The following is an 18,970-nucleotide window of genomic DNA, read 5'->3' as shown; positions in this document are numbered from 1 at the left end:
AGTTAAATAAAAACCTAATATGAAAAATAAAATTTATTACTTAGCAATTATTGCGGTATTATTTTCTTGCAAAAAGGAAATCAAGCAGGAAGATCAGCCCCCAATGCTAACAACTATGGAAAAACAGGATTCAAAAGCAGCCTTTTCAAAAGTTTTAGCTATTGCTCTAGAAAAAGAACCTAGTTTGAGATCATTCATTAAAAATGAAGCCCTTAAGCAATTTGACATGGACAACGATATCCTCTTTCAAATGGTAAAGGATGAACCAATAAAAGACGGAAAAACATTCTATCAAATAATATCCCAATATGCCGATTCTAAAATAAATTTGAACAACGCGATTGAAAACCTTCCTACTTTAACGATCATGGTTCCGGAGATACCAAATTTTACGCCACAGAGCTGGGATATAAACACTGAAATGCCTTTGGTGGCTGTATCTCCAGCTACTAAAGTTTATGATAACATTATCTTGTATAATGCTAAAGGGGAAACAACTAAAGTTCCATACGGCCTAGTACCTGGATATCCGGTTGTTGTAGTTAAAGAAAATGAAAGAATTGTAATAAATAATTCAAATGAAAATAAAATTTCTCTACGCAATTCTTCATTTAATTTATCTTTTGCAAATAAAGCTTTTAACAAATCTGTATCGAATTTAACGTTAAAAAATCAACTCCAAAATTCTATCAAACCTGAAAAAACATCAAGACTTGTTGATTTACCTCTTGCGAACAGCTTCCCGGAAAGATCAATTGACCAGGCAGCAATTGATGCTTTTAATTTGGGTTTAGATTGGCATAGAGATTATATTTATTATGGGCTAAACCCTGCAAATAATATTGTTAGAGGGAAATTTAATAATTCTTATGTTGAACATATTGTATCAATTAAATTAAAAGATAATAATTATGGAAAAATAAGCGATAGTGATGCCGATCCAAAATCAGTTGACGAATATTCATATCGTCCAGGAGACCGCCCCTTCCCCGTACTTTGGACTGATGGGTACTTTGATATAAGAATTAGCATACTAATAAATTCAAAAAATGGTGGAAGTTCTCAAATTGAAAAGATTTTCTCGCTAAAAGGAACTGATTTATTTGATGTTGTTTATCAAAGGGATGGCAATACTACCCGGAACTACAGAGTAAGCATAACGCCTAAAGAATGTTTTTTGAATGAACCCATAGTTGCGTGGGACTTAGAAAATTATGGCTCACAATGGAAGTTTATAGCTAAAGAGTTCGATCTTTCACAAGACATAACACTATCATACACAAATACTACTACATACGCAACAAATTTTCAGTATGATGTTGGTTTTGGTGAAAAGGTAAAAGTAGGAGTAAAATTTGGGGCCTCTCTAACAGAAAGTACTACCAATTCTTTCCAAGTTAAAACTACAGTCGGTTCCGATGATCTTGGAGAAGGTATATTAGAATTTTCAAACCCCATTATATTAAGGAAAGAAACCGTTGAATACACCCCTTCAAGACCTCCTCGTGATGGTAGCCAACCACCTTATTACAAAGACAGGTATGTAACAAATGATGTTTCTACTGGCTCTATGCTTATCTCAGTAGAACCAAAAAGAATTAAAAACTGATTTTATGATAAGTTTTAAGCACTAAACAATAAAAAAAATACTTAAGCACTGGATTGAATCCAGTGCTTTTTAATCTTAAAACTTAATAAATCACACCATAAAGTACCTGGCCTGGTATACTTAATTCATTTACCTTTTCTTCAACTTTAATATCCTTTATCAATTCTGGTGCGTGGTGTGGTTTTTTCCTGGCATCAATAATTAGTGAACCCTTGCATCCCCAATGCTTATTTATAGTAAAATCATTTACGCCGTAAATATCTGCTGCCGGATTACTCCTGGTAAAGGTTATCCAAACCAAATTATCAATATTGGCAGCGGTAAACTCTGCATCGTCTGCAATAACAAGCAGCGGCAAACCTTTTAAATCCTGATCAATTAAGGAAATGTTTAAAGCAGCAATTTCCGCAGCCGTTTTCTCGGCACTTACATACTTATCACATTCCAAAACCAGTACTCCGGGAATTGCAATCCGGGCGGTATAACAACCGTCACCCAGCTTAAGATCGTCAGGAATTTTATCCCAAAGTTCACGTTTTTTATCTCCGGCGGCTGCAATAACCACTTTAGAACCACTATTGAGACCATCACCGCTATAATCCAGCGTATCAATGGTGGTGTTGGTGTAAAAATGTATGTCTCTGGTTAAATCGACTCTTTCCAGTACGTGCGATATGAATTCTTGAATATGATGCGTACTTAGCTTTTCATCATCTTCCCGCGCAGTGATCAACACATATTTAGCAAGACTAAGCTGATTTTTCCCAAGGATATGATTGGCAATCGTCAAAATTTCCTGAGGTCTCCGCTCTTTCAAATAAGGTGTATATCGCTCACTGCCAATGGCAAACAATAAAGGGTGAACACCTGCTGCATCAACAGCATGAACTTCTTTTAATCCATGAATCTCCTGTGGAATGGCAGAACCGGTAATTTCATGAATCAATGCACCGAAACTCGTATCTTCTTGCGGAGGTCGCCCAACTACCGTGAATGACCAGATCGCATCTTTCTTGTGATAAACGTTATGCACTTTCATCAAGGGGAAAGGATGGGTTAAACTATAGTAACCCAAATGGTCTCCAAACGGCCCTTCAGGTTTATTTTCATTTGGATAAACCGTTCCGGTGATGATAAAATCAGCATCTGCAGAAATACAAAAACCTTCATCATCATAAAAATAACGGAATCTTCGATCACCCAGTGCTCCTGCAAAAGTCATTTCAGATAAGCCTTCAGGCAATGGCATTACCGCAGCCAGAGGATGCGAAGGCGGACCACCAACAAAGATGCTTACTTTTAAAGGTTGTCCGAGTTTATTTGCTTTCGACTGATGAACGCCAATCCCCCTGTGAATCTGATAATGTAAACCAATTTCTTTATCTTTTATATAATCATTGCCAGCCAGTTGAATCCGGTACATACCGAGATTGGCATTCAAGACTCCGGGCTTTTCAACATCTTCTGTGTATACTTGCGGCATGGTTACAAACGGACCTCCGTCCATTGGCCAGTTTACAATTTGGGGCAACGCACTGATACTTGTTTTAAGGAACTTATTTTTGGCAGATGGCGTTTTCATGGGCAAGGCCGATAAGGCAGACATTGCTGAACCCGCATATTTAAACGGATTTTTTAAAGCCTTCATGGGATCGTTTCGCAACGAAACCAATTGCTGCACTTTTGGCAAAGTATCCCTGAAAATAAATTTAGAACGTTCCAGTGTACCAAATAAGTTCGAAACCGCAGGGAAAGGGCTTCCCTTCACTTTTTCGAACAATATGGCTGGCCCTTGATTTTCATAAACCCTAAGGTGAATGGCGGCCATCTCCAGGTAAGGATCTACCTCCTCTTTAATTCTGATTAAATGCCCGTTTTTTTCAAGATCTGATACACATTCTGCTAAACTTCTGTACGCCATGCCCAAAGATAAATATTTAGTATTTCCGAAAAATAAAAAAGCCTCAGATAAACAGATTTTACAAAAATCAATTTAGCTAAGGCTTAAACATTACTTGTTGATATTATTTTTTTCCAGCAAAAGAGCGCAACATCCACGTGTTTTTCTCTTTGAACTGCATAAAACGATTCACCATATCGTTAGTACCGTCATCGCTGGCATCATCCGTAGCAATTAACAGTTCTCTCTCCATTTCAATTAATTTAGCCATGTCATCCAAAATCGCATCAACCATGTCTAAGTCAGCCATGCCGATGGTGTTGATTTCCTTAATTTGCGACTCTTGAATATAATCAGCGAAACGGCTGTGAGGCGGTTTTCCAAGGGTAAGCACGCGTTCTGCAATTTCATCAATTGTTACTTGTGCATTGGTATATAGTTCTTCAAATTTAACGTGAAGGGTAAAGAAGTTTTGTCCCTTGATATTCCAATGGCAACCCCTAAGTTTTTGGTAATGAATATGATAATTAGCCAGGTAATCATTTAAAAGATCAACTACTGGTTTAACCTCTTTTTCGTTTAAGCTTATTTCTTTAGCGTCCATTTTATACAGTATTTATTGTTATTTTGATGTGTACGTAACAAACAAGTTTTATAAAAGTTTTAATCTAAACTTCCGTTCATGCAATACCTTATTTATAAGTTCGTTTATTATTCAATACTATAGCAATTATCGCCTTTACAAGTAATTGTGAATGAATTATATAGATTTAAAATCCATAGTAAGCCACTCTCTTTACACGTGGTGTTGCTTTCAAAATCTAAATATGGTTAATAATATTATTCGTATAATTGCTTAATTTGACTTAGAAATTTATACAAAATAAATGCACAAAATATATTTATCTGCTGTTGTTCTATTTGCTTTAAATATTGCAAATGCGAAAGCCAACACAGCAAGAGACTCTATCGGCGTAGAAAATAATAATGGCAAAAAACTTATTGTACATCAAATTGTAGCCAAAGACACCTATTATTCTGTCGGAAGAAGGTACAATGTATCTCCTAAAGATATTATGGTCTTCAATGAAAATAAATATCTACAGGTTGGTGTAATCATTAAGGTTCCTACTAATCTTCCATGGGGATCAAATAGCAGCGCTACGCCTGCTGCGGCTTCTTCAGACGGGGGTATTATTGAATATACGGTTAAAGCAAAAGACAATCTGAATGCTATTGCAGAAAAATATGGCACAACGGTTAATGATATTAAAAAGCTCAATAACCTTAAAGGAAATAATTTAAGCATTGGCCAGGTACTGAAAATCTCGTCGAAGAGTGATGCTGTAGCCGATTCTCCTGCTGCGCCTGTACAAACTGCAAAAGTAGAAACACCTGTTGTAGCGGCGCAGCAAACTGCGCCAGGTTCAACAGATCAAACCATGATCGAACATACGGTAGCCGCAAAAGAATTTTTAGGCAAAATTGCAGAGAAATATGGTACAACTGTAGAGGCGGTTAAAAAAGCCAATAACTTATCGGGAAACAGCCTTCGCATCGGCCAGAAGTTAAAAATCCCTGCTACTAAAAACGTAGAGGAAAACAAAGTGGTGAGTATTTCTGAACAAACTACAGCAACTACTGATACTGTAAAAGCTCCTGAAGCGGCAGGAACCCATACAGTGCTAAGAAACGAAACCATTTTTACTATTGCTAAACAATATGGTGTTACAGCTTACCAGTTGAGAAAATTGAACAACTTACCTGATAATGCCATTACTATTGGCCAGGTATTAAAAGTTCCGGGCGGTATTGTTACTGATGTTCAGGTCCCAAAGGAAAAGCAATCCGAACAAACGGTAAAACCTGCTCCGGTTTCAAAAGATGAGAGTTTTATCCATACAGTAGCGGATGGTGAAACCATTTTCACCATTGCTAAAAAATATAATCTTACGGCTTACCAAATCAGATCGGCAAACAAAATGGATGAAAATACCATTAAGACTGATCAGAAACTAATTATTCCAAGACCCCCACAGCCAAGATCAGTAAATGATTTGTCTAGAGAAGAACAGGAAAATGAACCAGACAGCACAATGGTTAAAGATCCGAAACTTCGTCGCGATCCGAGCGTTTATGGCTTAAGTCAGATTGAAGAAAAAGGTGCTGCAATATGGATTGCAGATGCAGATTTAGATGGCACCAAAATGTTGGTATTACACAGGAGCGCTCCGGTTGGCCGCGTAATTAAACTGACTAATCCAATGACAAACCGTACCACCTTTGCGAAGGTTGTTGGTAAATTCACAGAGAACGAATCCACAAAAGATGTTATCATTGTAATGACTAAAGCTGTTGCCGATTCATTAGGTGCTTTAGACAAGCGATTTTTATGTAATTTAACCTATAGTGCTCAATGAGTTTAAATAAAAAACCCTTTGTGATTGGTATTGCCGGCGGTAGCGGATCTGGTAAAACTTTTTTCTTAAATTGCTTTCTTCACCATTTTAAACAAGATGAAGTAACACTGGTTTCTCAGGATGATTATTACATCCCGGCAGGAGACATGACCCAGGAAGAAAATAAACTCTATAATTTCGACCTTCCTTCAACTATAGATAGCGAACAATTCTTACGTGATATTAAGCAATTGCTAAACGGAGAAGTAGTCTATAAGAAGGAATACAACTTTAACAACCCACTTGCAGTGGTTAAGATTTTAGAAATCAAATCTGCCCCGATTATCATTGTAGAAGGTCTTTTCATTCTTCATTTCAAAGAAATAGCCGGCCTACTCGATCACACTATTTTTGTTGATGCTGATGAGCAGATTGCACTAGAACGCCGTGTTAAACGTGACGGTTTGGAACGTGGTTATCCTGAAGAAGATGTAATCTATAAATGGCACAACCATGTAGTACCTGCCTATAAAGAATATCTTTTACCTTACAGAGATGAATGTGATAAGGTAGTGATGAATAATACGAATGAACCAGATGAACTGATTGCCATTACAGAAGACATTTCAAATAACCTTCGAAACAATATTCTGGTAAACATCCAGTAAACGACAAAAGGATAGCCAAGGCTATCCTTTTGTCGTTTAACAGAAACTCGCTTAATCAAATTCCATTTCCGGGATTTCACCTTCAATAATTAATTTACCCGCAGTTGATTGTTGAATAAATTCAATGCTTACCCCCGGTGCACGTTCCAGGAGTTGAAAGCCGCCTTCCGGCAAAACAGCCAGTACAGCAAGTTCGGTAACTATCTTTTTAATGCATTTTACGCCGGTTAAGGGCAAGGTACATTTACTTAATAATTTGCTTTCGCCAGCTTTATTAATATGCTGCATGGCTACAATGATGTTTTTTGCCGAGGCCACTAGATCCATTGCACCACCCATTCCTTTAACCATTTTACCTGGAATTTTCCAATTGGCAATATCTCCGTTTTCTGAAACTTCCATCGCACCTAAAATAGTCAAATCGACTTTTTGCGCCCTGATCATTCCAAAACTCATAGCAGAATCAAAAATAGAGGAACCGGGCAATGTAGTGATGGTTTGTTTTCCGGCATTGATTAAATCAGCGTCCTCCTCACCCTCAAAAGGAAAAGGACCCATGCCTAACAAGCCGTTTTCAGATTGCAAAACAACGTTGATGTTTTTAGGAATATAGTTCGCCACCAAAGTGGGAATCCCAATGCCAAGGTTTACATAGTAACCGTCTTTTATTTCCTTCGCGATGCGTTTTGCTATTTCTTCTTTTGATAATGACATAAGCTAATTTTGGCTGAGAGAATGATACATAACTAAAAAATCCGGAGTGAAGAACTTAAAACCTATGCCTTCACACGAACAGTTCGCTGCTCAATTCTCTTTTCATAATTCTTCCCCTGAAATATCCGGTGTACATAAATACCTGGTGTATGGATATGATCAGGATCGAGTTCTCCAACCCCTACTAATTCTTCTACTTCGGCGATGGTTATTTTCCCGGCCATTGCCATTACAGGATTAAAGTTTCTACTGGTAGACCGGAAAACCAGATTACCTGCAGCATCGCCTTTCCATGCTTTTACAATGGCAAAATCTGCATCGAATGCATATTCCAGTAAATAATCTTTCCCGTCAAAGTTCCTGATTTCTTTACCTTCAGCCACTTCAGTTCCTACACCTGCAGGCGTAAAAATTGCCGGCATTCCATATCCGGCAGCCATACAACGGGTAGCAAGAGTCCCTTGTGGGATAAGGTCAACTTCCAATTCTCCGCTTAACAACTGTCTTTCAAATTCAGCATTTTCACCTACATAAGAAGAGATCATTTTTTTTACCTGGCGCTTTTTCAAAAGCAAACCAATCCCAAAATCATCTACACCGGCATTGTTAGATATACAGGTTAAGTTTTTGATTTGTTTTTCTACTAAAGCATTGATGCAATTCTCTGGAATCCCACATAAGCCGAAACCACCAAGCATAATTGTAGCGCCATCTGAAATATCTTTGATCGCCTCTTCAGCGCCTGATACCACTTTATTTATCATTTTACGAATTTTTGGTTAGTTCGCTAATTTAGTAAATGCCTTTAGATATTAACAATGTTTTACTTTTAAATCTTTTTAGAATAACATTAAATTGGAATTGTTCTAAACGACGCTTACCTTTGTAAGGCAATGATTTACGAGAGAGACGAAGACAAAATACTGATTATCCCTACCGATCCTGAATTTCAAAAAGGGATGGGATTTATCTTCAGCTGTACTGCTGAGCACAAAAAGTGTTGTGAAAAATATAAAAAAGGAAAGCGCTGCAAAAAGTGTCCGGGCGATAAAAAGAAGTAATCTGTTTTCTTCCATATAGCGTAATCGTTTTTCGTTTAGCGCATTTCGTCTACCGTTCTTGTTATGTTTTTTGTATTTTCTTATTTCCTGCCCTCCTGTTTCTCATCACCTATTTTCTGTTTCCTTCTTTTCTATTTTCTACCACCACACTTCCAACTCCCTATAGCCACATTTCATGCCCTGCGCTAATTCAGATAAACGTAGGTAATTCCATCCCCGCCTCTGTCTGCATGTTCATCCTCCATCCTGTTCACCTGGCTATATTTACGAAGATATTCTCTGATCATTTTTCTTAAAATCCCATCACCTTTACCATGAATCAGTTTAATAGACGGGAAGCCTAACATAATGGCTTTGTCCAGGTATTTCTCTACTTCAAATAAAGCATCTTCGGTACGTTTTCCCCGCAAGTCTAATTCTGCCCGGAAGCCTGAAACCGCATCATTCATTCGCCCTGCAAATGAACCGCCACTACTTTGCACTACTTTCTTTGCCTCTTTGTTACTGATCCGCTGAACGCGATTCTTTTTAACCGTAGAACGTAAATCGCCTATGGCTAAAATTAACTCGTTACGATTAATTTCCATTACAATCCCGGTGGTTTCGCTGTCGGTAAACTTTACCCAATCACCAATGGCAATCTCGCCGCCCACCACAACCGGAGCAGGCTTTGGCCGCTCTTTTGGTTCGGTATTTTTAATCAGTTCTTGTTGTAAATTTTCTCGAAGTTCTTTTGTAACCGCTTTATCAGCTTGTTTTTCCTTTATCTCAGCAATGGTATTTTCGACCAGCTTATTGGCATTTTTGATGATATTTTGTGCCTCCTGCTTTGCCTCTTTAATTAAAATCCTTCGGTTTTCATCCAGAAAGGCTCTCAGCTTCTCATTCTCTGCAATCAGGTTTTTTGCTTTATTCTGCTGATTCGCCAAGCTAACTTTAGCATCATAAACGTTCTTTTTATCACGTTCCAAATCCACCAGCATGGTATCTACACGATTCTGATTTGATCCTGTTTTTTCTCTCGCCAGTGCAATCACTTCCTTCGGTAAGCCAATATTCTGGGCAATTTCAAAAGCATAAGAGCTTCCGGGTTTACCCATTTCCAGAATATAGAGCGGCTTCATCTTCGCATTATCAAAAAGCATAGAGGCATTTTCCAGGCCCGGAGTATTACCTGCAAATAGCTTGAGGTTGGAATAGTGAGTGGTAATTACTCCACGAACTTTTTTATTATTCAATACCTCCAGAACCGCTTCTGCCATCGGTCCGCCAAACTGAGGGTCTGTCCCGGTACCAAACTCATCGATCAAAACCATTGTTTTTGGCGAAGCATGTTCAACAAAATAACGCATCTTTTTTAAGTGCGCACTGTAAGTACTCAAATCACTCTCTATGGATTGATCATCGCCAATATCTGCAAAGATGTTTTCGAAAATGCCCACTTCACTGTTGGCATCTACCGGAATCAGCAAGCCTGTTTGCAGCATAATCTGCAGCAAACCTACCGTTTTCATACAAACAGATTTACCACCGGCATTTGGCCCTGACACTAAAACTACACGCGTTTCGGCATCAATGTGAATATTTAACGGCGTAACCGTTTTCTTTTCAGCTGCAAAAGAAAGTGCCAATAACGGGTGTCTCGCATTAATTAACTTTGCTTTTGGTTCTTTCAGTAATCCTGGCATTTCTGCTTCAATATCCAAAGCAAATAAAGCCTTCGCACGTACAAAATCCAGTTTAGTTAAGAAACCGTGATAGGAAAGCAATAACGGGGAATAAGGACGCAAATCATTAGTAAGTGTAATTAGAATTTTAATGATTTCCCTGCGTTTATCAAATTCCAAATCGCGAAGCTTATTGTTGAGTGTAAAAACTTCTTCTGGTTCAATGTAAACCGTTTGGCCTGTGGCCGATTCATCATGAACAAAACCTTTTAACTTCCGCTTATTTTCCGCCAATACCGGAATACACATTCTGCCATCACGAATGGTTAAACTTCCATCGGCCACCCAGTTGTTGGCAATGGCTTGTTTGTAAATGGAATCCATTCGCTTGCGTACATCCTGCTCGGAACGCGAAATTGCAGCAGTAATTTCCTGCAATTCTTTCGAGGCATTTGGTTTTATTTTTCCTTTCGGATCAATCACCATTTCAATTTTTCGAAGGATATTTTTTTCAATAGGCAGATGCTCGAAAAGTGCCTCTAAAGTTGGATAAACCTCCGCCCGCTCTTCAAAAAACCGCAAAACCGAAAAAACAGTTTGCAACGAAGTGTAAACCTGGAACCATTCATCTTCCTGAAGATAAGTGCCTTCCACCCTGATTTTATCAACCAGAGATTTAATATCAAAAAAGGTATTTATTTGTAGCGGCTCCTGATTTTGCAGGATGCTCTTAAATTCATGGGTTTGACGTAAAAATTTATCGATCTGATCAAAACGACTCATCACCTGCATCTTTAGCACCATTGCCTGCCCCATCGGACTTAAACAATGCTTGCTAATAAGTTGCCTTATCTCTACAAAACCTAAACGTTCTAAACAATTTTCGGGATATAACATATTATTGTACTGCTACTGATAACGGTCTTAAATCACCATTTCTTTTGGTATTTAAAATGGAATCAGCCTGTGCTTTTTTCTTTTTAATTTGTGCATCAGCTTTTACCTTAGATGAAGAATCGGTTTTCATCTTTTTTCTAATGGATAAAGAATCTGCTTTGAATTTTTTAATAATTTTAAGCGAATCGGTTTTAAATCTCTTTTTCAGCAGTAAGGAATCAGCCTGCTTAATATTGGCTTTTTGCTTATCTAACCGGGCCGAAATCACTTTGTACATTTCCTGCAGCTTTTCAGGATTTTGATAATAGTAATTTAAACTCCTCGTATATTCTGCAGAATCAGTATCAAATTTTTTGTAGATACCTTTGTAATAAGCTGAAGCAACTTTTCTTGCAGAATCAGGAACATAAATGGTAGATATATAGCCATCTACCACATGAATATCAAACAATATCCCTTCCATTCTTGAGATATCAATGATGCCATCTGGTGTTTTAGACTTGCAGCCAAAAGCCAGAACAACCATCACTAAACCCCACATTAATCCTTTCATGCTCAATTAAAATATTATTTTTTGCCCAAATTGCGGCAAGGTTGTTAATTTTACCCAAAAATAGTTATAAATGAGCATAGCTGATAATCTTAAACAATATAAAAACGAAGTTGAGGCTGATGGTGTAAAACTGATCGCTGTTTCAAAAACACAATCTGCCGATACAATACTGGAAGCTTATCATGCAGGTCAGCGTATTTTTGGCGAAAACATGGTGCAGGAGATGGTTGAGAAGCAGGCGCAGTTGCCTGCAGACATTGAGTGGCATTTGATTGGCCATTTACAAAGCAATAAAGCTAAATATATCGCGCCTTTTGTAAGCATGATTCATGGTGTCGACAGCCTGAAACTATTGCAGGAAATTAACAAACAGGCTATCAAAAATAAACGGGTTATCGATTGTTTATTGCAGATCTATATTGCCGACGAGGAAACCAAATTCGGATTGGCTCATGATGAAGCCATTGAATTACTTCGTTCAAGCGAATTTGCAGAACTGAAAAATGTTCGGATTGTAGGCTTAATGGGCATCGCGACAAATACAAAAAATGAAAAGCAAATTACCATTGAATTTAACGAGCTGAAAGTTTTCTTCGACGGCATTAAGTCCAGCTTTTTTCCGAAAGAAGACTATTTCAGGGAGATTTCTACAGGCATGAGTGCAGATTATAAAATTGCCATAGAAGAAGGAAGTACAATGGTTCGGATTGGAAGTAGCATTTTCGGAAAGCGCACCATCAAACATTTTAAAAACACTTCAGATAATCTTTAATGAATTTAAATATTAGAACAGCCAAAGCCATAGATTGCCCAAGAATTTTGGAGTTGATTAACGAACTGGCTGTATATGAACGCGCTCCACAAGAAGTTACCGTAACGCTGGATCATTTTACTGAAGCAGGATTTGGCAAAAACCCTGTTTGGAAGGCTTTCGTAGCAGAGGTTGACGGAACAATTGTAGGCTTTGCTTTATATTATACCCGTTATTCTACCTGGAAGGGTTCGAGATTATATTTGGAAGATTTTATTGTAACGGAAGAATTCAGGGGAAAAGGAATTGGCAAAATTCTTTTTGAAAAAGTTATTGTAGAAGCTAAAAACGGCAATTTCAATGGAATGGTATGGCAGGTTTTGGATTGGAACGCACCTGCAATTAACTTTTATAATAAATACAGTGCATATTTAGAAAGCGGCTGGCTAAATGCCGCATTATCTACAGATCAGGTTAAGGCATTTTAATATGGATATTTTTAAGTTTGGAGGTGCCTCAGTAAAAGATGCGGCTGGCGTGAAGAACCTTTGCAACATCGTTAGAGATTATAAAAACGGCAAATTGCTGGTGGTAATTTCAGCAATGGGCAAAATAACGAATAAGCTGGAAGAGTTAACCCATGCCTACTTAAATGGCAGTGATGAAACCCACGCCATTTTCGATGAAATAAAGCATTTCCACTTTCACATTATTGAGGCGCTTTTTCAAGGTAAATCCAATTCGGTTTATGATGATGTTGCGAATACATTTGTGGAGATTGACTGGCTGATTGAAGATGAGCCGGATAATGACGCTGATTATATTTACGATCAGATTGTTTCAATCGGTGAAGTCGTTTCCACCAAAATCGTAGCCGCCTGGTTAAATGAATGTGGAAACAAGGCATTGTGGACTGATGCCAGGAATTTTATTCAAACGGATAATACCTACCGTGAAGGTAAAGTGGATTGGGCTAAAACGAATCAAATTATCCAACGTGATCTGGTACCTTTGCTTGATGACCACATTATTATTACCCAGGGTTTTATTGGCGGAACGAGCGAAAATTACACCACTACTTTAGGGAGAGAAGGTTCAGATTATTCTGCAGCCATATTTGCCTCATGCCTTGACGCGGTGGCATTAACTATTTGGAAAGATGTTCCGGGAGTGTTAAATGCAGATCCTAAATGGTTTGATGAAACTGAAAAAATTGCACAGCTTTCTTATCATGATGCAATAGAGCTGACTTACTATGGCGCAACCGTGATTCATCCAAAAACAATTAAACCGCTACAAAATAAGGGAATCCCTTTGTTCGTCCGCTCGTTTATTCAACCAGAGGGTGTTGGAACAGCCATCACAAAGGAGAATAATCCCCTACCGGTTCCTTCTTTTATTTTCAAAGTTAATCAGGCACTGATTTCCATCTTCCCAAAGGATTATTCATTTATTATTGAAGAAAACCTAAGCAATATCTTCGAACTCTTCCACAAGCATAAGATTAAAATTAACACCATGCTGAACTCTGCTATTAGTTTTTCGGTGAGTGTTGATGATCAGCCGGAAAGGATTGAGCGGCTAATTAAAGACCTATCTGCAGAATTTACTGTAAAATATAATAAAGACCTTGAGTTAGTGACCATCCGCTACTACAATCAAAGTACTATTGACCGCGTAACGGTAGATAAAGATATTTTACTGGAAGTAAAAAGTCGCCATACCTGCCAGATGGTGATGAAAAATAAGGCTTAAATCAAATCGCCTTAGCCAACCTGGATTGAACAAGTTCCTTTGGATAATTAATCAGGTATACAATCTAGAAACTGCAAAATGAACTATAAACTTTTAGCTAAAGCTATTCAGGAATACATTGACGCAAATTTAAATGCAGATATCAATCAGATTGCTTTAGCTAGAAGTAAATTCGAAGGCGTAAGTGCAGCCGAGTTAGCGGGACAATTACTAAGTAAGAAAAAATCTGAAAAGAAGTTACCAAGCTGGTTTCAGGCTTCAGACATTTACTATCCGCCTCCTTTGTCTATCGAGCAAACATCTTCAGAAATCACGGCACAGTATAAATCGAAATTAGCCGTTGGCGATGTACTGATAGACCTGACCGGAGGTTTTGGAGTAGATGCTTATTATTTTTCCAAGCAAATACGTAAGGTAACTCATTGCGAAATCAATCAAGAATTATCTGCGATAGCAGCACATAATGCCAAAATCCTCCGTGCGGAAAACATTCATTTTGAAGCCGTTGATGGCATGGCATTCGTTAGAAATGCAAACGAACAATATGATACCGTTTATATTGATCCTGCACGCAGGGCGGGTAAAGGCAAGGTATTCATGTTGAAAGATTGCACGCCGGATGTAACTGCAAACCTGGATTTACTATTGCAAAAAGCAGGCAGAATAATTATTAAGACGGCTCCACTACTGGACATAACTGCGGGTTTAACAGAATTAAAATTCGTAAGTGAAATTCATATCGTGAGTGTAAAAAATGAATGTAAAGAGTTGCTATGGATTCTTGATCAGGATTTTTCGGGCGAGCCGAAGATTACTGCTGTGGCACTCAATGAAAAAGAAAAAGTATTTTGCTTTAAAAAATCTGAAAGTGATGTCAATGTATCCTTTTCCGATAATCTTGCAAGCTTTAAATACCTGTATGAACCAGATGCAGCATTGCTTAAGTCTGGTGCCTTTAATCTGATTGCAGCTAGCTATCAATTGGCAAAATTGCATCCGCAAACCCAACTTTATGCAAGTAATATCATTAACAGTGACTTTCCAGGAAGAATATTTGAACTTGAAGGGCAACTAACTGCTGCAGACTTAAAAAAAACGGGTAATTTAACTGGAAATGTGATTGTAAGGAATTATCCGGCGAAAGCAGAAGAATTGGTGAAAAAATATAAAATTAAATCAAACCACAATCAGTTTTTGATTTTCACCAAAATAGCCAATGGAGAAAACGTGATCCTCAAAGCATCCATTATTCAACACTATTGATTGCAAATCGTAATAGTCCACCAGGGATTTTCCAGGATTTACGCCAAAAAAGAAGCCCCTTCAAAGAGAAAGGCGCTTCTTTTTTGATACTTTAATCTTAACTAATTTTTTTAACGTTTATGGCTTGCAACCCTTTTCGGCCATCAGCTACTTCATATTCTACACTGTCTCCTTCTTGTATACTATCAATTCCACCAAGAACGTCTTTAAAATGAACGAATAAATCTGTATTGTCTTCTTGCAATATAAATCCAAAACCTTTTTGAGTATTAAACCACTTAACTTTTCCAGTTGCCATAAAAATAATAATTAATAAATAATTTTTAAATCTTGCCCTTCATTTTCCCAAAAACAATTAAAAATTAAATAAATTATCAGGCGTTAATCTTCGAACAAAACTATCGAATATAATAAATAATGAGACAATACGACTGAAACGAGCCATTGTTAACGATAATGTTGCGTATAGATCGTAAAATTCTTATTTATTTGTTCGGTTGTGGCGTAGTGCGTAGATATGGCTTGATAACTTTATGCCCTTTTGGAAATTTATCCGGAATATCTTCTGTTTTAATACTATTTATTACAATTACGTCATCACCATCGTTCCAATCTGCCGGAGTGGCAACTGTATATTGGGCAGTAAGCTGTAAAGAATCAATTACCCTTAATACTTCATTAAAGTTTCTTCCTGTTGAAGCAGGATAAGTGATGGTTAATTTTACTTTTTTATCAGGGCTAATAACAAAGAGCGATCTTACGGTTTGCGTTTCTGAAGCATTTGGATGAATCATATCATATAGATTTGCAACCGTTTTATCAGCATCTGCAATAATTGGAAATTCTACAGAGGTATTTTGGGTTTCATTGATATCGCTAATCCAACCCTTGTGCGATTCTGCCGAATCTACACTTAATGCAAGCACTTTTACATTTCGCTTTTCAAACTCACTTTTAAGTGCAGCAGTGCGGCCTAATTCTGTGGTGCAAACAGGCGTATAATCCGCAGGATGCGAAAACAAAACGCCCCAGCTATCGCCTAAATATTCGTAAAAATCTATATTGCCAATAGATGTTTCCGCTTGAAAATTTGGTGCGGTATCGCCTAATCTTATGCTCATAATAATATTAATTTTAAGTTGATTTAAACAAAGCTAATCAATACTATAGTAAATACATAGGTTTAATATTACTTTAATACATCTAAATTATAATCGCACAAAAAACCCCTGAAGAAGTTACGCAACAGGGGATTTAATATTAATTTGTTTGGATTATTTAATTATAGACTTTGATCATGAAAACATAATCCTGAAGTTTTTCAATTTGCTTTGTACGTTTCAAACCAGAAAGCAGGCTTTTCTTCGTTGAAGAAAGTTTGCTTGAACCTAACGAATCCTGAGGGATTGCACGCATGGCTTCTAAAATATATTTCGATTTAATGGCAAATGCAGCTCCTTCTGTCTGATCCGGTTTTCCGCTGATAATCCCCACGAGATTACCGTTAGAATCTAAAAGCGGACCACCACTGTTACCTGGATTTACAGGAATAGAAACCTGGTACTGCGTAGTATCACCAATAAAACCATTTTTAGAACTCACATACCCTTCACCCAGCACCGCATCATCTTTAGGGTAACCTAAGGTATAAACTATTTCGCCAATGCTGCTCGTATTCTTTTTTATTGAATAAGGAATAGCTGATAAATGATTGAAGTTCTTATCGCTTATTTTAAGAATTGCAATATCATTCTGAGGATCTGTATAAATTGATTTTACTTTGAAAGACTCCCCTTTATTATTCTGAACATACAAAGAATCAGCACCGTTAATTACGTGTAGATTGGTAAGGATGTAGCCATTGGTAGAGATGGCGAAACCAGTACCGCCAAAACTGTTTTGAACAGCCGGTTTACCCGGGCTGGTATTGGTGTTGTTTATCTTTCTGATTAAACTATTTTGTGTTTTAATTGCCCTGTTAACCTGATTGCTTAACAATACAAGTTGCTCTTTCTGTTTAGTATTGTGTTGAATAGAATAAACTGAAACCAGCGATAAAACTAAAAAAGAAGCAGCAACAGCAATTACTGATTTATGTTTACGCCATAACTGCACCACACGCGAAGGATGAGGACCTAGCTTTGAAGCCAAACCATCTACATCTATCTCTGCATGAATGCTATTTAATTGTTCTTTTAAGCGAACCTGTGCAGCAAACATTTCCATAGATTCCATAAAGAATTTATGGGAAACCACTTTATGGTCTACAGTCGGATCATTCCGGCGTAACTGTTCAAAAGCTTCGGTTTCTTGTAGGTTAAGTTTACCTAACAGATAATCTTCAATAATTGCATCTAACTCCAAATCGTTTCTCATTTCAATTATTATGGTTGAAAAAATATTTTTTTTAACCGTTGCAGGCATTTATACTTCTGTGTTTTTGCGTTATCTGTATTGGTATAGCCAAACTTTTCGCAAATATCCTGCATGGATAAACTGTGTATATAAAAATCTTGAATAATGGTTTTACAAGGTTCACCTAAATGATCAAGAGCCGATTGCATTTTTACAAACTGCAAATCTTTTTCCTCGTGTTCTTCTACATCTTCCTCAACAGCAAACACATCTTCGTAATCGTTAATATTACCGGTCTTTCTACTGCTCTGACTCAATTTTTTTAACCAAATCCGTCGGCAAACCGAATAAATATATGTTTTAAGTTTACTGCTGAGTTCGAAATTTCCCTCTTTAATTTTGTTATATAAAATAATTATGGCTTCCTGGTAAACATCTTTTGCATCATCCTCATCACCATTATTATTGAGGATAAATTGCAAAACCATCGCAAAATAAGCCTTATATAACTTGTTAAGTGTATCTTCAGAGTTATTTAGAATACCTAAAATAACCTCTCTATCCGTTGGAACTGAACTCTTTAAACTGTTATTCACTAGTTAATACGTTTTTCGGTAAATAGTAACCCAATATTAGACAAAAAAAATTATAGCCACTAACGGAGTTTAATTCCGCTTCTATATAAACAGTAACCTAAAAATAGCAGAAAAAAATATTTTAACTTTTTTGGAAATTGTTGGGTTACCTTTTTACCTTTGCGGCATTAACAAGAAAATTATTACTTAAAAAATTCAAAAATGAAAAATGCATTCAAATTAGGCTTTTTAGCTTTAGCTTTATCTTTATCAGTTGTAGCTTGTAACTCAGAAAAAAAAGCTGAAGGTGCTGATACTACTTTAACTGATTCTTCAACTATCGTTACTGATACTACTGCTGTTGATACTTCAGTAAAAGATTCTACCGTTAAAGATACTACTGTAAAAGCAACTACAACTAAAACAGAAGAAGTTAAACACTAGTCTAACTTTAGTTATATAAAAAAGTCCTTAAGATCAACCTCTTAAGGACTTTTTTATTTTTTTTGATTTTTATGGGTTACCTTTTTAATATCTACGTATTAAGGGTAAATTAATTAATCACTAAAAATATTCAAACATGAAAAATGCATTCAAATTAGGCTTTTTAGCTTTAGCTTTATCTTTATCAGTTGTTGCTTGTAACTCAGAAAAAAAAGCTGAAGGTTCTGACACAACTTTAACTGATTCTTCAACTATCGTTACTGATACTACTGCTGTTGATACTTCAGTAAAAGATTCTACCGTTAAAGATACTACTGTAAAAGCAACTACAACTAAAACAGAAGAAGTTAAACACTAGT

19 protein-coding genes are annotated in these 18,970 nt (G+C 37.0%); 9 read left to right on the top strand and 10 right to left on the bottom strand.

What is annotated here, in order from left to right:
* Positions 1-19: 19 nt before the first annotated feature.
* Positions 20-1,609, top strand: coding sequence for a hypothetical protein (locus GJU39_RS17610; protein WP_154282316.1), 1,590 nt, complete (start codon positions 20-22; stop codon positions 1,607-1,609).
* 82 nt (positions 1,610-1,691) lie between these two features.
* Here the strand turns inward: GJU39_RS17610 and GJU39_RS17605 are convergent, their stop codons facing one another.
* Positions 1,692-3,530 carry a UbiD family decarboxylase gene (locus tag GJU39_RS17605; RefSeq protein ID WP_154282315.1) on the bottom strand — a complete coding sequence of 613 codons (1,839 nt, stop codon included), beginning with the start codon at positions 3,528-3,530 and terminating at the stop codon, positions 1,692-1,694.
* A 103-nt stretch (positions 3,531-3,633) separates the two neighbouring features.
* Positions 3,634-4,113 carry a Dps family protein gene (locus tag GJU39_RS17600; RefSeq protein WP_154282314.1) on the bottom strand — a complete coding sequence of 160 codons (480 nt, stop codon included), beginning with the start codon at positions 4,111-4,113 and terminating at the stop codon, positions 3,634-3,636.
* Positions 4,114-4,396: 283 nt separating this feature from the next.
* On the opposite strand from GJU39_RS17600, the gene GJU39_RS17595 reads away from it, so the two are divergent.
* Both GJU39_RS17595 and GJU39_RS17590 read left to right on the top strand, forming a co-directional pair.
* Positions 4,397-5,929, top strand: a complete 1,533-nt coding sequence (locus tag GJU39_RS17595) for a LysM peptidoglycan-binding domain-containing protein (RefSeq protein ID WP_154282313.1) — start codon at positions 4,397-4,399, stop codon at positions 5,927-5,929.
* Complete coding sequence (locus GJU39_RS17590) at positions 5,926-6,576, top strand: uridine kinase family protein (RefSeq protein ID WP_154282312.1); 651 nt, start codon at positions 5,926-5,928, stop codon at positions 6,574-6,576. The genes GJU39_RS17595 and GJU39_RS17590 overlap by 4 nt, the downstream gene beginning before the upstream one ends.
* A gap of 51 nt (positions 6,577-6,627) precedes the next feature.
* Here GJU39_RS17590 and GJU39_RS17585 read toward each other — a convergent pair whose 3' ends face one another.
* The 4 genes from GJU39_RS17585 to GJU39_RS17570 form a co-directional block, all read right to left on the bottom strand.
* Positions 6,628-7,290 (bottom strand): CoA transferase subunit B, encoded by a 663-nt coding sequence (locus GJU39_RS17585; RefSeq protein ID WP_154282311.1) that lies wholly within the window; start codon positions 7,288-7,290, stop codon positions 6,628-6,630.
* A 62-nt stretch (positions 7,291-7,352) separates the two neighbouring features.
* On the bottom strand, positions 7,353-8,054 hold the full coding sequence (locus tag GJU39_RS17580) for a CoA transferase subunit A (protein WP_154282310.1): 702 nt from the start codon (positions 8,052-8,054) through the stop codon (positions 7,353-7,355).
* A 482-nt stretch (positions 8,055-8,536) separates the two neighbouring features.
* A complete protein-coding gene (locus GJU39_RS17575; protein ID WP_154282309.1) occupies positions 8,537-10,915 on the bottom strand; it encodes an endonuclease MutS2 in 2,379 nt (792 codons plus the stop codon).
* A gap of 1 nt (position 10,916) precedes the next feature.
* Positions 10,917-11,468, bottom strand: a complete 552-nt coding sequence (locus GJU39_RS17570) for a DUF4296 domain-containing protein (RefSeq protein WP_154282308.1) — start codon at positions 11,466-11,468, stop codon at positions 10,917-10,919.
* Between the two features lie 70 nt (positions 11,469-11,538).
* On the opposite strand from GJU39_RS17570, the gene GJU39_RS17565 reads away from it, so the two are divergent.
* The 4 genes from GJU39_RS17565 (at position 11,539) to GJU39_RS17550 (ending at position 15,237) form a co-directional block, all read left to right on the top strand.
* Positions 11,539-12,240 carry a YggS family pyridoxal phosphate-dependent enzyme gene (locus tag GJU39_RS17565; protein WP_154282307.1) on the top strand — a complete coding sequence of 234 codons (702 nt, stop codon included), beginning with the start codon at positions 11,539-11,541 and terminating at the stop codon, positions 12,238-12,240.
* Entirely contained in the window at positions 12,240-12,707 is a 468-nt protein-coding gene (locus tag GJU39_RS17560; RefSeq protein ID WP_154282306.1) for a GNAT family N-acetyltransferase, read from the top strand. Before GJU39_RS17565 ends, GJU39_RS17560 begins: the two co-directional genes overlap by 1 nt.
* Before the next feature lies 1 nt (position 12,708).
* The gene (locus GJU39_RS17555; protein WP_154282305.1) at positions 12,709-13,974 is read left to right on the top strand and encodes an aspartate kinase; all 1,266 of its coding nucleotides are present in this window, start codon (positions 12,709-12,711) and stop codon (positions 13,972-13,974) included.
* 78 nt (positions 13,975-14,052) lie between these two features.
* Entirely contained in the window at positions 14,053-15,237 is a 1,185-nt protein-coding gene (locus GJU39_RS17550; protein ID WP_154282304.1) for a THUMP-like domain-containing protein, read from the top strand.
* 97 nt (positions 15,238-15,334) lie between these two features.
* Here the strand turns inward: GJU39_RS17550 and GJU39_RS17545 are convergent, their stop codons facing one another.
* From GJU39_RS17545 to GJU39_RS17530, 4 genes are all read right to left on the bottom strand, one after another.
* Positions 15,335-15,535 (bottom strand): cold-shock protein, encoded by a 201-nt coding sequence (locus tag GJU39_RS17545; protein WP_154282303.1) that lies wholly within the window; start codon positions 15,533-15,535, stop codon positions 15,335-15,337.
* Positions 15,536-15,722: 187 nt separating this feature from the next.
* The gene (locus tag GJU39_RS17540; protein WP_154282302.1) at positions 15,723-16,358 is read right to left on the bottom strand and encodes a peroxiredoxin; all 636 of its coding nucleotides are present in this window, start codon (positions 16,356-16,358) and stop codon (positions 15,723-15,725) included.
* Positions 16,359-16,515: 157 nt separating this feature from the next.
* Positions 16,516-17,613, bottom strand: a complete 1,098-nt coding sequence (locus GJU39_RS17535; RefSeq protein ID WP_154282301.1) for a S1C family serine protease — start codon at positions 17,611-17,613, stop codon at positions 16,516-16,518.
* Between the two features lie 8 nt (positions 17,614-17,621).
* Complete coding sequence (locus tag GJU39_RS17530) at positions 17,622-18,188, bottom strand: RNA polymerase sigma factor (RefSeq protein WP_320463222.1); 567 nt, start codon at positions 18,186-18,188, stop codon at positions 17,622-17,624.
* Positions 18,189-18,389: 201 nt separating this feature from the next.
* Here GJU39_RS17530 and GJU39_RS17525 point away from each other — a divergent pair, with 201 nt between their 5' ends.
* Together GJU39_RS17525 and GJU39_RS17520 are read left to right on the top strand one after the other, a co-directional pair.
* Entirely contained in the window at positions 18,390-18,611 is a 222-nt protein-coding gene (locus GJU39_RS17525; protein ID WP_154282300.1) for a hypothetical protein, read from the top strand.
* Between the two features lie 136 nt (positions 18,612-18,747).
* Entirely contained in the window at positions 18,748-18,969 is a 222-nt protein-coding gene (locus GJU39_RS17520) for a hypothetical protein (protein WP_154282299.1), read from the top strand.
* The last annotated feature ends 1 nt before the right edge of the window (position 18,970 follow it).

The organism is Pedobacter petrophilus (assembly GCF_009674725.1).
GTDB lineage: Bacteria > Bacteroidota > Bacteroidia > Sphingobacteriales > Sphingobacteriaceae > Pedobacter > Pedobacter petrophilus.
Note: the sequence above shows the minus strand (reverse complement) of the source record. Positions and strands in the feature narration are given on the sequence as shown.

What these genes read in the sequence shown, in the direction of transcription:
- GJU39_RS17610 (WP_154282316.1), top strand. Translation starts at nt 20, where the DNA reads ATGAAAAATAAAATTTATTACTTAGCAATTATTGCGGTATTATTTTCT.
- GJU39_RS17605 (WP_154282315.1), bottom strand. Translation starts at nt 3,530, where the DNA reads ATGGCGTACAGAAGTTTAGCAGAATGTGTATCAGATCTTGAAAAAAAC.
- GJU39_RS17600 (WP_154282314.1), bottom strand. Translation starts at nt 4,113, where the DNA reads ATGGACGCTAAAGAAATAAGCTTAAACGAAAAAGAGGTTAAACCAGTA.
- GJU39_RS17595 (WP_154282313.1), top strand. Translation starts at nt 4,397, where the DNA reads ATGCACAAAATATATTTATCTGCTGTTGTTCTATTTGCTTTAAATATT.
- GJU39_RS17590 (WP_154282312.1), top strand. Translation starts at nt 5,926, where the DNA reads ATGAGTTTAAATAAAAAACCCTTTGTGATTGGTATTGCCGGCGGTAGC.
- GJU39_RS17585 (WP_154282311.1), bottom strand. Translation starts at nt 7,290, where the DNA reads ATGTCATTATCAAAAGAAGAAATAGCAAAACGCATCGCGAAGGAAATA.
- GJU39_RS17580 (WP_154282310.1), bottom strand. Translation starts at nt 8,054, where the DNA reads ATGATAAATAAAGTGGTATCAGGCGCTGAAGAGGCGATCAAAGATATT.
- GJU39_RS17575 (WP_154282309.1), bottom strand. Translation starts at nt 10,915, where the DNA reads ATGTTATATCCCGAAAATTGTTTAGAACGTTTAGGTTTTGTAGAGATA.
- GJU39_RS17570 (WP_154282308.1), bottom strand. Translation starts at nt 11,468, where the DNA reads ATGAAAGGATTAATGTGGGGTTTAGTGATGGTTGTTCTGGCTTTTGGC.
- GJU39_RS17565 (WP_154282307.1), top strand. Translation starts at nt 11,539, where the DNA reads ATGAGCATAGCTGATAATCTTAAACAATATAAAAACGAAGTTGAGGCT.
- GJU39_RS17560 (WP_154282306.1), top strand. Translation starts at nt 12,240, where the DNA reads ATGAATTTAAATATTAGAACAGCCAAAGCCATAGATTGCCCAAGAATT.
- GJU39_RS17555 (WP_154282305.1), top strand. Translation starts at nt 12,709, where the DNA reads ATGGATATTTTTAAGTTTGGAGGTGCCTCAGTAAAAGATGCGGCTGGC.
- GJU39_RS17550 (WP_154282304.1), top strand. Translation starts at nt 14,053, where the DNA reads ATGAACTATAAACTTTTAGCTAAAGCTATTCAGGAATACATTGACGCA.
- GJU39_RS17545 (WP_154282303.1), bottom strand. Translation starts at nt 15,535, where the DNA reads ATGGCAACTGGAAAAGTTAAGTGGTTTAATACTCAAAAAGGTTTTGGA.
- GJU39_RS17540 (WP_154282302.1), bottom strand. Translation starts at nt 16,358, where the DNA reads ATGAGCATAAGATTAGGCGATACCGCACCAAATTTTCAAGCGGAAACA.
- GJU39_RS17535 (WP_154282301.1), bottom strand. Translation starts at nt 17,613, where the DNA reads ATGAGAAACGATTTGGAGTTAGATGCAATTATTGAAGATTATCTGTTA.
- GJU39_RS17525 (WP_154282300.1), top strand. Translation starts at nt 18,390, where the DNA reads ATGAAAAATGCATTCAAATTAGGCTTTTTAGCTTTAGCTTTATCTTTA.
- GJU39_RS17520 (WP_154282299.1), top strand. Translation starts at nt 18,748, where the DNA reads ATGAAAAATGCATTCAAATTAGGCTTTTTAGCTTTAGCTTTATCTTTA.